At 37.5% G+C, this 15938-nt stretch carries 12 protein-coding genes, 2 tRNA genes and 3 rRNA genes; 7 read left to right on the top strand and 10 right to left on the bottom strand.

The window, feature by feature from the left end; translation table 11 throughout:
- Positions 1 to 262 precede the first annotated feature (262 nt).
- Positions 263 to 2290, top strand: a complete 2028-nt coding sequence (locus K5I29_RS01105) for a M3 family metallopeptidase (protein WP_264434031.1) — start codon at positions 263 to 265, stop codon at positions 2288 to 2290.
- 34 nt (positions 2291 to 2324) lie between these two features.
- Here K5I29_RS01105 and K5I29_RS01100 read toward each other — a convergent pair whose 3' ends face one another.
- Positions 2325 to 2978 (bottom strand): rhomboid family intramembrane serine protease, encoded by a 654-nt coding sequence (locus K5I29_RS01100; RefSeq protein ID WP_264434030.1) that lies wholly within the window; start codon positions 2976 to 2978, stop codon positions 2325 to 2327.
- Positions 2979 to 3059: 81 nt separating this feature from the next.
- Here K5I29_RS01100 and K5I29_RS01095 point away from each other — a divergent pair, with 81 nt between their 5' ends.
- The gene (locus K5I29_RS01095) at positions 3060 to 3803 is read left to right on the top strand and encodes a lysophospholipid acyltransferase family protein (protein ID WP_317134288.1); all 744 of its coding nucleotides are present in this window, start codon (positions 3060 to 3062) and stop codon (positions 3801 to 3803) included.
- On the top strand, positions 3796 to 3927 hold the full coding sequence (locus K5I29_RS13375) for an LpxL/LpxP family acyltransferase (protein WP_317134308.1): 132 nt from the start codon (positions 3796 to 3798) through the stop codon (positions 3925 to 3927). Before K5I29_RS01095 ends, K5I29_RS13375 begins: the two co-directional genes overlap by 8 nt.
- Before the next feature lie 26 nt (positions 3928 to 3953).
- On the opposite strand, the gene obgE is transcribed toward K5I29_RS13375, so the two are convergent.
- From obgE to hpt, 3 genes are all read right to left on the bottom strand, one after another.
- Positions 3954 to 4955 (bottom strand): GTPase ObgE, encoded by a 1002-nt coding sequence (gene obgE / locus K5I29_RS01090; protein WP_264434029.1) that lies wholly within the window; start codon positions 4953 to 4955, stop codon positions 3954 to 3956.
- A 164-nt stretch (positions 4956 to 5119) separates the two neighbouring features.
- A complete protein-coding gene (locus K5I29_RS01085) occupies positions 5120 to 5692 on the bottom strand; it encodes an adenylate kinase (protein ID WP_264434028.1) in 573 nt (190 codons plus the stop codon).
- A 27-nt stretch (positions 5693 to 5719) separates the two neighbouring features.
- Entirely contained in the window at positions 5720 to 6250 is a 531-nt protein-coding gene (gene hpt / locus K5I29_RS01080; RefSeq protein WP_264434027.1) for a hypoxanthine phosphoribosyltransferase, read from the bottom strand.
- Between the two features lie 174 nt (positions 6251 to 6424).
- On the opposite strand from hpt, the gene K5I29_RS01075 reads away from it, so the two are divergent.
- From K5I29_RS01075 to purE, 3 genes are read left to right on the top strand one after another with little or no spacing between them, the layout of a single operon-like run.
- On the top strand, positions 6425 to 6973 hold the full coding sequence (locus K5I29_RS01075; RefSeq protein WP_264434026.1) for a hypothetical protein: 549 nt from the start codon (positions 6425 to 6427) through the stop codon (positions 6971 to 6973).
- A 43-nt stretch (positions 6974 to 7016) separates the two neighbouring features.
- The gene (locus K5I29_RS01070) at positions 7017 to 8171 is read left to right on the top strand and encodes a 5-(carboxyamino)imidazole ribonucleotide synthase (RefSeq protein WP_264434025.1); all 1155 of its coding nucleotides are present in this window, start codon (positions 7017 to 7019) and stop codon (positions 8169 to 8171) included.
- A gap of 17 nt (positions 8172 to 8188) precedes the next feature.
- The gene (purE, locus tag K5I29_RS01065) at positions 8189 to 8671 is read left to right on the top strand and encodes a 5-(carboxyamino)imidazole ribonucleotide mutase (RefSeq protein WP_264434024.1); all 483 of its coding nucleotides are present in this window, start codon (positions 8189 to 8191) and stop codon (positions 8669 to 8671) included.
- 137 nt (positions 8672 to 8808) lie between these two features.
- Here purE and K5I29_RS01060 read toward each other — a convergent pair whose 3' ends face one another.
- From K5I29_RS01060 to K5I29_RS01035, 6 genes are all read right to left on the bottom strand, one after another.
- The gene (locus K5I29_RS01060; RefSeq protein WP_264434023.1) at positions 8809 to 9375 is read right to left on the bottom strand and encodes a pseudouridine synthase; all 567 of its coding nucleotides are present in this window, start codon (positions 9373 to 9375) and stop codon (positions 8809 to 8811) included.
- 61 nt (positions 9376 to 9436) lie between these two features.
- Positions 9437 to 9546, bottom strand: a 5S ribosomal RNA gene (gene rrf, locus K5I29_RS01055).
- Between the two features lie 120 nt (positions 9547 to 9666).
- Positions 9667 to 12548 (bottom strand): 23S ribosomal RNA (locus K5I29_RS01050).
- A gap of 125 nt (positions 12549 to 12673) precedes the next feature.
- A tRNA-Ala gene (locus K5I29_RS01045) sits at positions 12674 to 12747 on the bottom strand.
- Between the two features lie 87 nt (positions 12748 to 12834).
- Positions 12835 to 12908, bottom strand: a tRNA-Ile gene (locus K5I29_RS01040).
- A 79-nt stretch (positions 12909 to 12987) separates the two neighbouring features.
- A 16S ribosomal RNA gene (locus K5I29_RS01035) occupies positions 12988 to 14503 on the bottom strand.
- Together the 16S, 23S and 5S rRNA genes with 2 tRNA genes alongside form the textbook arrangement of a ribosomal RNA operon.
- A 635-nt stretch (positions 14504 to 15138) precedes the next feature.
- Here K5I29_RS01035 and epsC point away from each other — a divergent pair.
- Positions 15139 to 15933, top strand: coding sequence for a serine O-acetyltransferase EpsC (epsC, locus tag K5I29_RS01030; protein ID WP_264434022.1), 795 nt, complete (start codon positions 15139 to 15141; stop codon positions 15931 to 15933).
- Positions 15934 to 15938 lie beyond the last annotated feature (5 nt).

The raw sequence follows: 15938 nt of genomic DNA, 5'->3' as shown, positions 1-15938 counted from the left end.
ATAGAGCTTTTGTTCTTTTTGGTAATTAATCGTAATGATTAATTAAAGGGGATAAAAGGGAAAACGAATTATTAGGAAATAATTACTCGATAAAAGCACATAAATAACCGACAAAATCAATATGATGAAATGTTAAAATTTAATACTTTATTATTTATTTGGTTTTAAATAACATATTTTAACAAGAATAATTGCTAATGTTCAGAATCAAATAAAATAATAGCCAAAAAAAATCATTTACAATTAAAATAACTTTACTAAAATGTCAATATTAGATACAACTTTTAAAACTCCATATAATACGGCTCCATTTGCTCAAATTCAGGTTACCGATTACATTCCGAGTTTTACACAGGCAATTGCAGAAGCAAAAGCAGAAATTAATCAGATAGTAACTAATTCAGAAACCCCAAGCTTTAAGAATACGATTGAAGCTATGGCATTTTCAGGAATGAAACTAGATCGTATTGCTAACATCTTTTTCAATTTACATTCGGCCGAAACGAATGATGAAATGCAAAAAAATGCACAAGAAATTGCGCCAAAATTAATTGAGCTTGCAAACGATATTACGTTAAACACAGAACTTTTTAATCGTGTAAAAACGGTTTACGACCAAGCTTCAAATTTGGAATTAACAACCGAACAAAAAACATTATTAGAAAAAACATACAAAATTTTTGCACGTAACGGAGCACTTTTAAACAACGAACAAAAAGAAACTTTAAGAGCTATAGATACAGAATTGGCCGTTTTAGCCTTAAAGTTTGGAGAAAATGTTTTGGCAGAAACGCATGCTTACCAATTGCATATAACCGATGAAAAAGATTTAAAAGGTTTACCAGAAGGAGCTATTGAAGCTGCCAAACAAATTGCTGAAGCAGAAAACAAAACGGGATGGATTTTTACTTTAGATTATCCGAGCTATTTACCTTTTGTTACGTATGCTGAAAATCGTGAACTTAGAAAAGAAATTACCGTTGCTGCAGGTAAAAAAGCATTTCAGGATAACGAATACAACAACACCGAAAATGTTTTAAAAATTGCAAAATTAAGACATCAACGTGCGCAATTATTAGGTTACAAAACCCATGCTAATTTTGTTTTAGAAGAGCGCATGGCGCAAACGCCAGAACAAGTAAAAACTTTTTTACATGATTTGTTACAAAAAGCAAAACCTGCTGCCGACAAAGAATTTGCAGAATTAAGTGCTTATGCTCAAAAATTAGACGGAATTACCGCGTTAGAAAAATGGGATGGTCCGTATTATTCTGAAAAATTAAAACAAGAAAAATTTAATTTAGATGACGAGGTTTTAAAACCGTATTTTAAATTAGAAAGTGTACAACAAGGTGCTTTTGATGTGGCAAAAAAACTTTTTAGTTTAACTTTTAAAGAAGTTAATACCATTGAAAAATACCATGAAGATGTGCAAACGTTCGAGGTTTTAGACGAACAAAATAATTTAGTAGCCATTTTTTATTCGGATTTCTTTCCGAGAAAAGGAAAACGAAACGGCGCTTGGATGACCTCGTTTAAACCTCAATATATCAAAGAAGGAGAAAACCACCGTCCGCACGTTTCTATTGTTTGTAACTTTACCAAACCCACAGCAACTAAACCTTCATTACTTACTTTTAATGAAGTAACAACTTTGTTTCATGAATTTGGTCATGCTTTACACGGTATGTTAGCCAATACAATTTATCCTAACCTTTCTGGAACTTCTGTTTTTTGGGATTTTGTAGAATTACCAAGTCAGATTATGGAAAATTGGTGTTACGAAAAAGAAGCTTTAGAATTGTTTGCCAAACATTACGAAACCGGCGAAGTAATTCCGATGGAATTGGTAGCTAAAATAAAAGAAAGCGCTTCGTTTTTAGAAGGCATGGCAACCGTACGTCAGTTAAGCTTTGGTTTATTAGATATGGGATGGCACGGACAAAATCCAGAAAACATATCAGATTTAAAAACTTTTGAAAACGAACAATTTGAAAGTACTAAACTTTATCCGGATGTAGCAGAAAATGCCATGTCAACAGCTTTTTCACACATTTTCAACGGCGGATATTCATCAGGATATTACTCGTACAAATGGGCAGAAGTTTTAGATGCCGATGCATTTGACTATTTTGAACAAAATGGCATCTTTAATAAAGAAATTGCAAACAAGTTTAAAGAAAATATTTTAAGCAAAGGCGGAACTGAACATCCGATGGAATTGTATAAAAAGTTTAGAGGGCAAGAACCTAAACCAGAAGCTTTATTAAAAAGAGCAGGATTGTTATAATAAAAAGCCGAAAACAATGTTTTCGGCTTTTTTATTATCTTAATTTTCCATTTTTGTGCATCACAAACAAAATAACAATAGGTAATAGCAATAAAGCTAAAAGCAAAAGGTTGTTTAAAATTAAACCAAAGTTTAAAACTCCTGTAATAATAATTCCACCTAAAGCACCGCCAATATGTGCTTCGTGACCAATATTTCCAATCGCTTTTTTAACTCCAAAAACCGAATAAGCCAGATAACCAATTGCGAAAACAAAAGCAGGAATTCGAATCGGAATAAAAAAGAAATACAAGCCCATATCTGGGTTAATTAAAATAGCACTATAAATAATGCCCATTACCCCACCAGAAGCACCAATAGCTGAGTAATAATTATTATCTTTATTAATAGCATAAGCCAATAATGAACCTGATGCTACGCTAAATATGTAAATGATTAAAAATTGTATCGAACCAAAGTAATAAACCAAAATAGGTGCAAACATATATAAGGTGTACATATTAAAAGCCAAATGCATCAAATCTCCGTGCAATAAAGCCGATGTAAACATGCGGTATTGTTCACCTGCTTTTACGCGAGCAACCTGAAACATGTATTTATTAAAAAAGCTAGGATCGTTAAAACCTTTCCAACTAAATAAACAAGTAACAATAATTAAAACCAAAAGTACAGGGATGGTTTGTTCCATAAAATATTTTTTTCCGAATTTACTAAAGCTTTTCGGTAACAAAAAACAAATCAAGTATATTTGTATAAATTTAAGCAAAGCATGAAATACCTTCTATATATTATAACTTACGCCTTTTTATGGTGTATTTCCATATTACCTTTTTCATTATTGTATTTATTATCTGATTTTATCTATATACTTGTTTATAGAATTATTGGATATCGTAAAAAAACAGTTCGCAGCAATATAAAATTAGCTTTCCCGACTTATACTGACAAACAAGTTTTACAAATAGAAAAAGCATTTTACCATTACATGTGTGATATGTTTTTAGAAATGATTAAAACCTTAACCATATCTAAACAAGAAATCGAAAATCGTTTTCAGTTTAAAAACATTGAGTTGGTAAAGGAATATGAAAAGAAAGGAAAATCTATTGTTTTAATGTGCTCGCATTACGCAAGCTGGGAATGGATGAGCGTTTTAGGATTGTATTTAGATACCGAAGCATATGGTATTTATAAAAAAATTGCCAATCCGTATTTTGATAAGTTAGTCCGAAAAATAAGATCTAAATTTAATGCCCATTTAATTGATACCAAGCAAACAGCTGGCACCATTAAAAAAAATCAAGACAAAGGCATACATGCAACCTATTTGTTTATTAGCGATCAAACGCCAAAGCTTAACAAAAACAATTACTGGCATAGCTTTTTAGGTGTTGAAACACCTATTCATATGGGGGCAGAAAAACTAGCAGTAGAATTAAACATGAACGTTTTGTATGCTAAAGTTAGTAAAGTAAAACGCGTATTACGAAGCCGAATTTTTAGAGATTACTGATGATGCACAAAACGTACCTAAATATTATATTACCAATAAATTTTTAGCCATTGTTGAAGAACAAATTAAAGCCGATCCGCGCTATTATTTTTGGACACATAAACGTTGGAAACACAGACGATAAAAAAAATCTCCTAAAAGGAGATTTTTTTATTTGGTAAGCATTTGCCAAAGTTTATCTTTTAATTCTGTAAGCCCTTGTTCAGCAACAGATGATATAAACATATAATCAACGCCTTGCAAACCGGCATCCAATTCTGGCTTCATTTCAGCTATTAATTCTTCATCTAACATATCCGATTTAGAAATAACAACCAAACGGTCTTTATCTAACATTTCCGGATTGTATCGACGTAATTCATCCAACAAAATTTCATATTCTTTTATAATATCTTCTGCATCAGCAGGAATCAAGAATAATAAAGTTGAATTTCGTTCTATGTGGCGTAAAAAATAATGCCCTAAACCTTTACCTTCGGCAGCACCTTCAATAATTCCAGGAATATCAGCAATTACAAACGACTGAAAATCACGATACGCAACAATTCCTAAGTTTGGTTTTAAGGTTGTAAACGGATAATCGCCAATTTTTGGTTTGGCTGATGTTAAAACAGATAATAAGGTAGATTTACCTGCGTTTGGAAAACCAACTAAACCAACATCTGCTAAAACTTTAAGTTCTAAAATAACATCAAATTCTTCACCATATAAGCCCGGTTGTGCATAACGCGGTGTTTGGTTGGTTGCGGTTCTAAAATGCCAGTTTCCTAATCCACCTTTACCTCCGCGCGCTAAAACAACTTCTTCACCGTCTTCTGTTATTTCAAACAAAACCTCTTCAGTTTCTTTATCTTTAACAACCGTTCCTAAAGGAACTTCTAAGTATTTATCTTCGCCATCAGCTCCGGTAGAACGTGCAGATCCCCCATCACCACCGTGACCAGCTTTAACGTGTTTGGTAAATTTTAAATGAAAAAGCGTCCAAAGGTTTTTGTTACCACGTAAAATTACGTGTCCACCACGGCCACCATCTCCCCCATCGGGTCCACCTTTATCAATAAATTTTTCACGGTGTAAGTGAGATGATCCTTTACCACCTTTACCTGATGAAGCATATATTTTTACGTAATCTACGAAATTTCCTTCTGTCATAATTGTATTTTTTAATAACCGTTTCCATTTCACGGCTATAACGTAATTTAGCTACAAATTTACAAAAAAACTACTGTTTTTTGCATGAAATAATATAAACTAAAAAAGGAACCGAATAATTGTGTAAATTATAAGGTTCCTTAGTATTATGTAAAATAAATCAACTAAAGTTTTTCTATCACTGCGCTTAAACGTTCAGTAACTTCGGCAATAGTACCTATTCCGTTTACAGAATAAAACTTGTTTTGTTGCTTATAAAAATCAATTAAAGGAGCAGTTTTTTCATTATATTCTTCATAACGATTTCTAATTTTAGATTCGTCCTGATCATCAGCTCTGCCCGATGTTTTACCGCGCTCTAAAATACGTTCAATTAACACATTATCGTCTGCATCTAAAGCAATTGTTGCTGTAATTTGCCAGTTTTTTGTTGCTAAAAAGTTATCTAACGCAACGGCTTGTGCTTCGGTACGCGGAAACCCGTCAAATAAAAAACCACTTGCGTCAGCATTTTTATTTACTTCACTTTCTAACATTTGTATTGTTAAACTATCTGGTACTAAATCTCCTTTGTGGATATATACCTGCGCTTGCTTACCTAATTCAGTTTCATTTTTAATATTAAATCTAAAAATATCACCTGTAGATATGTGTACCAAATTAAACTTTTCTCTTAAAAATTCAGCTTGAGTACCTTTACCAGCTCCAGGCTTACCAAATAATACAATATTAATCATTTTTGTCTGTTGTTGTTTAGTATAATTTTACTTCAGTTGATACACGTCGGGTAAGTTACGACCTAATTCGTCATAATCTAAACCATAACCAACTATAAATTTGTTTTCTATTTCAATACCTACATAATCTATAGGAATTGCACCATGATATGCTTCGGGTTTTAAAAACAACGTTGCATATTTAACCGATTTGGGTTGATGCGTTTTTAAAAGCTGTTCAATTGTTTCAACAGTATTTCCAGTATCCACAATATCTTCTACAACAATTACATCTCGGTTATAAATTTCGGTTTGTAAACCTATTAATTTTTTTACAGTTTCTGTAGATTGCGTGCCTTGGTAAGAGGATAATTTTACGAAACTTACTTCGCAATTTCCTTGATATTTTTTTAAAATATCAGCCATCACTAATATAGAACCATTTAAAACTCCTATAAATAATGGCGTTCTCCCAACATAATCACGCTGTATTTGTGCTACCATATTAGCCACCGCTTTATCAAGTTGATATCTATCTATAAACGGCACAAAAGTTTTGTCGTGTATTGTAATTTCCATTTGCCAGTATCTTTAAAACACAAAGATAACAATTGCATAGGTAGAAATTTACAATTTTAATAAAGAATTATTTATTTAAGTAAAAAACATTTCTCTTTTAAAGAGGTTAAATTTACGATTTTTTTCTTTATTTTAAAAATGAATAACTTATTTTAATACTATAATAATAGCATCATGCAGGTTCATCAATTCTTAAATAGTTTATCAATTAACCTAAGCATTAAAAGTAGGCAAAAAGCATTACAAATAATTAAAAAACAAAACATTACCGCTTCAATTTTAATAAATTACATAGCGCAAACAACCCCGCGAAATCAGGTTTTATTTACCTGTATTTTAGATGATATGGTAGATGTAAATCCAAGTTATTTAAAAGATGAGCTAAATGCTTTTATTACCTTAGCAACCCAACTAAAAATAGAAACTTGTAAGCGATGCAACAGCCGTATTTTTGCAAATTTACTTGCAACACATCCTGATTTTTTTACCCAGCAACAAAAAAAACAATTGGTAACCATGCATTTTGATTGGTTGCTTACCAATTCATTAGTTGCAACACGGGTAAACTGCATTACTGTTTTATACGAATTACGGGATCAAGCCGATTGGATTACGACTGATTTAGTTGCCATTATAGAGCAACAAGTAAGCTTACAAGAACCATCTTTTATTAGCCGATCTAAAAAAATACTGCATAAAATTCGTAAACAAGCCAAGCAATAAGTTCATTTAAAACTTTATCTTTGCACAAACACAACACAACAACATGAACTATTTTTCATCAGATTTTAAATTAGGAATTTTAGGTGGCGGACAATTAGGTAAAATGATGCTAACCGAAACCCGTAAATTCGATATTCAAACCTATGTTTTAGATCCAAGCGCAGAAGCACCTTCGCAATACGGAGCTACAAAATTTTTTCAGGGTTCGTTAAACGATTATCAAACCGTTTTAGATTTAGGAAATCAGGTAGATGTTTTAACAATCGAAATCGAAAATGTAAATCTTGAAGCGTTAGAAACGCTAGAAAAAGAAGGTAAAAAAGTTTTTCCTTCACCAAAAACCTTACGCCTAATATCAAACAAAGGCAATCAAAAAGATTTTTATACCCAACATAATATTCCAACAGCGCCGTACCAACGGTTTTTAACACTTTTTGCTTTAAAAGCAGAAGTTGTAAACGGTAGCATTGCAATGCCATTTGTTTGGAAAGCAACCGAAGGTGGATATGATGGCAACGGAGTAAAAGTTGTACGCAAAATTGAAGATTTAGATGCGTTACCAGAAACCGAATGTATTGCAGAAAACATGATTCCGTTTAAAAACGAATTAGCAGTTATTGTTGCACGTTCTGCATCTGGCGAAATTAAAACATATCCGGTGGTAGAAATGGAGTTTCATCCAGAAGCCAATCAAGTAGAATATGTAATTTGTCCGGCACGTATTGATGAGGCAGTTGCAAACAAAGCACGCGAAATTGCTTTACAAGTTTCAGAAGCATACAACCATGTAGGTTTATTGGCGGTAGAAATGTTTCAAACGCAAAACGATGAAATTTTGGTAAACGAGGTTGCCCCACGTCCGCATAATTCGGGCCATTATTCAATTGAGGCAAGTTATACCTCACAATTTGAACAACACATTCGTGCTATTTTAAATTTACCGCTAGGTAATACCGAAAGTAAAGTTGCTGGTATTATGGTTAATTTAGTAGGTGAAGAAGGTTATACAGGCCAAGTAGTTTACGAAAACATTGAGCAAATTATGGCTATTGATGGAGTTACACCGCATATTTACGGTAAACGAGAAACCCGTCCTTTCCGTAAAATGGGCCACGTAACCATTGTAAACCAAAACATGTACGAAGCGCGTAAAGTTGCGCAACAAGTAAAAGAAACCATTCGAGTAATTGCTAAATAAAGCACAAAAAAAAAACAATGAAAGTAGCCGTAGTTATGGGCAGCATTTCTGATATGCCCGTTATGCAACAAGCCATAGATATTTTAAAAGAATTTGGTGTAGAAACGCACGTTGATATTGTATCTGCGCATCGCACGCCAGAAAAATTAGTAGATTTTTCTTCGAACGCACATAAAAACGGAATTAATGTTATTATTGCCGGTGCAGGTGGTGCAGCACATTTACCAGGAATGGTGGCATCTATGAGCCCATTACCGATAATCGGTGTTCCGGTAAAATCATCAAATTCAATCGATGGTTGGGATTCTGTATTATCAATCTTACAAATGCCAGGCGGAGTGCCTGTAGCAACCGTGGCTCTAAACGGTGCCAAAAACGCTGGATTATTAGCCGTACAAATTTTAGCAAGTCAAAATACTGCCCTTTTAAATAAAATGATCGATTACAAGCAGAACTTGAAAGAAGTTGTTTTAAAGGCTGCAGAAAATTTAAATAAATAAGGGCGTTACCCTCGCTAAAATAGCAAATAACAAAATAAAATAAGCGGATAGCCCGACCCGAGCTATCCGCTTTATCTTTTATTCCATTGCTTTACATAAAAGGATATCGCTCCTATCCCTAACGCAAAAGCAAACTATCAAATATCAAAACTAGTAACAGCAATAACATCTCCAATTTTTAAACCATCAAGCGTTTCATTTCCTATCCGATAACGAATTAATCGTAGAGTAGGAAAACCAACCTTAGCTGTCATTTTACGTACTTGTCTAAACTTACCCTCAGTAATGATAATACGCAACCAACTTGTAGGACCATGACGTCCATCTCTAATTCTATGCCCAGCACCAACACAATCAGGTAAAATAGGTAAAAAATCTGCTTCACATGGTTTCGTGATATATTTAGTACCTTTAACACCTATTTCAACACCTAATTTTAATTCAGCAATTGCTGATGCGGTAATAATTCCATCAACCTGAACAAAATATTCTTTCTCAACTTTTTTACTCCTTATAATTTCACTAACAATCCCATCAGTTGTCAAAAAAAGTAAACCTTCGGTATCTTCATCCAACCTACCAATAGCCATTGTTCCTCCAGGAAAATTGTACAAACTTCCTAACAAGTTTTTATGTCGCTTTTTTTCGTAAATAAACTGACTTAAATAATTATTCGGCTTATATAACTTAAAATGATAATCCATAATCAGATAAAATAAATTATAAAACAAAAAAGTCCGAACCATTTCTGATTCGGACTTATAAAAAAGGCAGCGACATACTCTCCCACATAAATGCAGTACCATCTGCGCTAACGAGCTTAACTTCTCTGTTCGGGATGGGAAGAGGTGAGCCTCGTTGCAATAACCACCTTAAATCGGTTTGCTATATCTAGCAATATATGGTTGACCCTATTACAATAGTTGTTCTATACAAACTCTTCTACTTTTATTAGAAAGAAGTCCTCCTGCCTACTTAATTTCAGCAGGAGACAAATACATAAGCTTACGGGTTATTAGTACTACTCGACTATGACATTACTGCCTTTACATCTATAGCCTATCAACGTTGTCATCTACAACGACCCTTTAAAGAAATCTAATCTTGTGGTGGGTTTCGCGCTTATATGCTTTCAGCGCTTATCCCTGCCCAACGTAGCTACTCAGCGATGCACCTGGCGGCACAACTGATACACCAGAGGTTAGTCCAATTCGGTCCTCTCGTACTAGAATCAGATCCACGCAAATTTCTAACGCCCACAGTAGATAGAGACCGAACTGTCTCACGACGTTCTGAACCCAGCTCGCGTGCCACTTTAATGGGCGAACAGCCCAACCCTTGGGACCTTCTCCAGCCCCAGGATGTGACGAGCCGACATCGAGGTGCCAAACCCCCCCGTCGATATGAGCTCTTGGGGGAGATCAGCCTGTTATCCCCGGCGTACCTTTTATCCTTTGAGCGATGGCCCTTCCATGCGGAACCACCGGATCACTATGCTCTACTTTCGTACCTGATCGACCTGTATGTCTCTCAGTCAAGCTCCCTTATGCCATTGCACTCTACGCACGGTTACCAAGCGTACTGAGGGAACCTTTAGAAGCCTCCGTTACTCTTTTGGAGGCGACCACCCCAGTCAAACTACCCACCAAGCAATGTCCTCTGCAACGCAGAGTTAGACCTCAGATAAGCAAAGGGTGGTATTTCAACAATGACTCCACAACGCCTAGCGACGCCACTTCATAGTCTCCCACCTATCCTACACATCACTTATCCAAGAACAATACTAAGCTATAGTAAAGGTGCACAGGGTCTTTTCGTCCCACTGCGGGTAAACGGCATCTTCACCGTTACTACAATTTCACCGAGCTCATGGCTGAGACAGTGTCCAGATCGTTACACCATTCGTGCAGGTCGGAACTTACCCGACAAGGAATTTCGCTACCTTAGGACCGTTATAGTTACGGCCGCCGTTTACTGGGGCTTCAATTCAATGCTTCTTCTTGCGAATAACATCTCCTCTTAACCTTCCAGCACCGGGCAGGTGTCAGACCTTATACGTCATCTTACGATTTTGCAAAGCCTTGTGTTTTTGATAAACAGTCGCCTGGACCTTTTCACTGCGGCCAGCATTGCTGCTGGCGACCTTTCTCCCGAAGTTACAGGTCTATTTTGCCTAATTCCTTAGCCATGAATCTCTCGAGCGCCTGAGGATACTCTCCTCGACTACCTGTGTCGGTTTACGGTACGGGTTCTAATAATCTATGTTTAGAGGTTTTTCTTGGAAGCCCTTAGGCACACTATCACGCCATCCGAAGATTTTGTGTACTATCGTATTTCACCAAGACCTGCGCATTTTACTACAAGTCCTATAGTTACGTACTTTAACGAACTATTCCGTCAGTCCGCGGTGCTTTCATCACTCCGTCACCCCATCACAATTATTAGAAGTACGGGAATATTAACCCGTTGGCCATCGACGTCCCCCTTCGGGTGTGCCTTAGGTCCCGACTAACCCTAAGCTGATTAGCATAGCTCAGGAAACCTTAGTCTTACGGCGGGAGGGTTTCTCGCCCTCCTTATCGTTACTTATGCCTACATTTGCTTTTCTAAACAGTCCAGCATACCTCACAGTACACCTTCAACCCAGTTTAGAATGCTCCCCTACCACTTGCGCTTAGCGCAAATCCATAGCTTCGGTAGTATACTTATGCCCGATTATTATCCATGCTCGTTCGCTCGACTAGTGAGCTGTTACGCACTCTTTAAATGAATGGCTGCTTCCAAGCCAACATCCTAGCTGTCTAAGCAAACAAACCGCGTTTTTTCAACTTAGTATACATTTGGGGACCTTAGCTGATGGTCTGGGTTCTTTCCCTCTCGGACATGGACCTTAGCACCCATGCCCTCACTGCTGTAAAACATTTATTAGCATTCGGAGTTTGTCAGGAATTGGTAGGCGGTGAAGCCCCCGCATCCAATCAGTAGCTCTACCTCTAATAAACTAAAACAGCGCTGCACCTAAATGCATTTCGGGGAGTACGAGCTATTTCCGAGTTTGATTGGCCTTTCACCCCTACCCACAGATCATCCCAAGACTTTTCAACGTCAACGGGTTCGGTCCTCCATTTAGTGTTACCTAAACTTCAACCTGTCCATGGGTAGATCACACGGTTTCGCGTCTACCACTACTGACTAAAGCGCCCTATTAAGACTCGCTTTCGCTACGGATCCACACCTAAAGTGCTTATCCTTGCCAGCAACGGTAACTCGTAGGCTCATTATGCAAAAGGCACGCCGTCACCCCATAAAAGGGCTCCGACCGCTTGTAAGCGTATGGTTTCAGGATCTATTTCACTCCGTTATTCACGGTTCTTTTCACCTTTCCCTCACGGTACTGGTTCACTATCGGTCTCTCAGGAGTATTTAGCCTTACCGGATGGTCCCGGCAAATTCAATCAGGGTTTCACGTGCCCCGACCTACTCAGGATACCACTATCTATTACATCGCTTACTTATACGAGACTATCACCCTCTTCGGTTAACCTTTCCAGGTTATTCTAATTCGCTTTGCATAAAATATCGTGGTCCTACAACCCCAATATTGCCGTAACAATATTGGTTTGGGCTGTTCCGCGTTCGCTCGCCACTACTTACGGAATCACTCTTGTTTTCTTCTCCTCCGCCTACTTAGATGTTTCAGTTCAGCGGGTTTGCTCATCTTTCGATGTGACTAGTCTTCAACTAGACAGGTTGCCCCATTCGGATATCTACGGATCTATTCGTGTGTGCCAATCCCCGTAGCTTTTCGCAGCTTATCACGTCCTTCATCGCCTCTGAGAGCCTAGGCATCCCCCATACGCCCTTAATTTGCTTATGTATGAGTTTTCTACACAGAACTTGCGTTCTACTGTAAAAAAATTATTTTTTTTCTTTCTACTTTTTGTTTGTATTTTCTATTGCAATATGTCAATGAACGGTTATTTAGATATTTATCTAAAATCGTGGAGAATATCGGAGTCGAACCGATGGCCTCCTGCGTGCAAGGCAGGCGCTCTAGCCAGCTGAGCTAATCCCCCATTCTTCTATGTGAATGTTGAATCCTTGTTGATAGTATCTCAACACCCAACCCTAGAATTTCCTTTTTTTATCTATAAACAAAATAGTAGTCCCGCCCAGACTCGAACTGGGGACCCCTACATTATCAGTGTAGTACTCTAACCAGCTGAGCTACGAGACTCTGTATTTTACTTATAAATTTTTGAACTAACAGCGAGAGTAATTTCAATATAAAGTTGAACCTATCAATACTTCTCTAGAAAGGAGGTGTTCCAGCCGCACCTTCCGGTACGGCTACCTTGTTACGACTTAGCCCCAGTCACTAGTTTTACCCTAGGCAGCTCCTTGCGGTCACCGACTTCAGGTACCCCCAGCTTCCATGGCTTGACGGGCGGTGTGTACAAGGCCCGGGAACGTATTCACCGGATCATGGCTGATATCCGATTACTAGCGATTCCAGCTTCACGGAGTCGAGTTGCAGACTCCGATCCGAACTGTGACCGGTTTTGTAGATTCGCTCCTACTCGCGTAGTGGCTGCTCACTGTACCGGCCATTGTAGCACGTGTGTGGCCCAGGACGTAAGGGCCGTGATGATTTGACGTCATCCCCACCTTCCTCGCAGTTTACACTGGCAGTCTCGTTAGAGTTCCCGACATCACTCGATGGCAACTAACGACAGGGGTTGCGCTCGTTATAGGACTTAACCTGACACCTCACGGCACGAGCTGACGACAACCATGCAGCACCTTGTAAATTGTCCGAAGAAATATCTGTTTCCAAATACGTCAATCTACATTTAAGCCCTGGTAAGGTTCCTCGCGTATCATCGAATTAAACCACATGCTCCACCGCTTGTGCGGGCCCCCGTCAATTCCTTTGAGTTTCAAACTTGCGTTCGTACTCCCCAGGTGGGATACTTATCACTTTCGCTTAGTCACTCAGTCCGAAAACCGAACAACTAGTATCCATCGTTTACGGCGTGGACTACCAGGGTATCTAATCCTGTTCGCTACCCACGCTTTCGTCCATCAGCGTCAATACTTTGTTAGTAACCTGCCTTCGCAATTGGTATTCCATGTAATATCTATGCATTTCACCGCTACACTACATATTCTAGTTACTTCACAAAAATTCAAGCCCAGCAGTTTCAATGGCAATTTTACAGTTAAGCTGCAAACTTTCACCACTGACTTACTAGGCCGCCTACGGACCCTTTAAACCCAATGATTCCGGATAACGCTCGAATCCTCCGTATTACCGCGGCTGCTGGCACGGAGTTAGCCGATCCTTATTCGTATAGTACCGTCAAGACCCCTCGCAAGGGATGGTTTCTTCCTATACAAAAGCAGTTTACAATCCATAGGACCTTATTCCTGCACGCGGCATGGCTGGTTCAGAGTTGCCTCCATTGACCAATATTCCTCACTGCTGCCTCCCGTAGGAGTCTGGTCCGTGTCTCAGTACCAGTGTGGGGGATCTCCCTCTCAGGACCCCTACCCATCATCGTCTTGGTAAGCCGTTACCTTACCAACTAACTAATGGGACGCATGCCCATCTTATACCGTAATCTTTAGTCTTATATTGATGCCAATCTAAAACACCATAAGGCGTTAATCCAAATTTCTCTGGGCTATTCCTTAGTATAAGGTAGGTTGCATACGCGTTACGCACCCGTGCGCCGGTCTCAAAGCAGCAAGCTGCTTCTACCCCTCGACTTGCATGTGTTAGGCCTGCCGCTAGCGTTCATCCTGAGCCAGGATCAAACTCTTCATCGTATATTTTTATTATTGTACGATTGCTAGGTCTTTTTTTCTTTAATACGAGATTACTCTCTTACTTTTTTGCTGTCAATTCAATATATCAATGAACGTAATCGTTACTTCTTTTTTAACGCATCCCGTGTTTTTCACAGTTGCGAGTGCAAAAGTAAAACTTATTTTTAATCTTACAAAACTTTTTTAGAAAAATATTTTTTTTTCTTTTTTAACCGGTTTTAGCCGATTTTAAAAGCGTTTTGAAGATTACAATAGGTTTATGAACTTGAGATAAAAAAACAAGGCATATATCCTTGTTTGCGATGGCAAAGATAGTACCTTTTTTTTATCGCAAACAAATAAAAATGCATCTTTTTAAAAACTATTTTTTAAAACGTTCATTTTGTGAAGGGTTAGCCCTCAAAAAAAATACTTTTTTGGTTGGCAGCGCGCGCTAGGGATTGAAGCGGCATCCTTTGAGGGGTAAAAAATGGGGGAACAATTTGTGTTTTGAAGCTAGCTTATGGTAATAAAAAGCGATACTTTTTGAAATTGCCCCGAAAAGATAAAGCGGAAAGCTCGGCCCGAGGATACAAGGGACACGCCATAAATAATTATTTTTTTATTTTTGTTTTTAATAATTATCTACTAACTTTATGGACTTTATAGAAGTTGCTATGAAATTAGTTAGTAAATACAGCTTACCTTTTAATAAACAAGCAGTTGAACTATTTGTTGAACATTTGATATATGATTTAATTTTTGATCAACCCAACAAACAATTTGATTTAAAAGCGTTACAAACACAATTTGAAACGTTTTTGTACAAAATTGTACTTGAGGATAAGGCAAAAGAAATTCAAAATTTATTTTTTGCAGCATTACCAGCAATTAAAGATGAATTAGAAGATTTAATTTATACGTTTTATAAACAAGATCCAGCATCAAAATCGGAAATTGAGATTGTATTTTCATATCCTGGGTTTTATGCGATTGCCGTTCATAGGTTAGCTCATGTTTTGTATAGGTTACAAACTCCGATATTACCACGTTTTTTTTCGGAATTTGCACACAAACAAACAGGAATTGACATTCACCCCGGTGCTACCATTGGTAAAAACTTTTACATTGATCACGGAACGGGCATTGTAATTGGCGAAACCACTAAAATTGGCGATAATGTTAAAATATATCAGGGCGTAACTTTAGGTGCATTTTATGTTGCAAAAAACTTGGCTGACCAAAAAAGGCATCCAACCATTGAAGACAATGTTACCATTTACGCAGGCGCAACAATTTTAGGCGGAACAACGGTTATTGGTGCCAATTCGGTTATTGGAGGAAATGTATGGATTACCCAAAGCATTGCTCCAAATTCGGTGGTTTACCAAAACGCAGATCCGATTGTAAAACAAAAAACAAATAATTATCCCGATGACTTTGTCATCTAAAAAAA

It is taken from the genome of Flavobacterium agricola (genome assembly GCF_025919725.1).
In the GTDB taxonomy this organism is placed as follows: Bacteria; Bacteroidota; Bacteroidia; order Flavobacteriales; family Flavobacteriaceae; genus Flavobacterium; species Flavobacterium agricola.
Note: the sequence above shows the minus strand (reverse complement) of the source record. Positions and strands in the feature narration are given on the sequence as shown.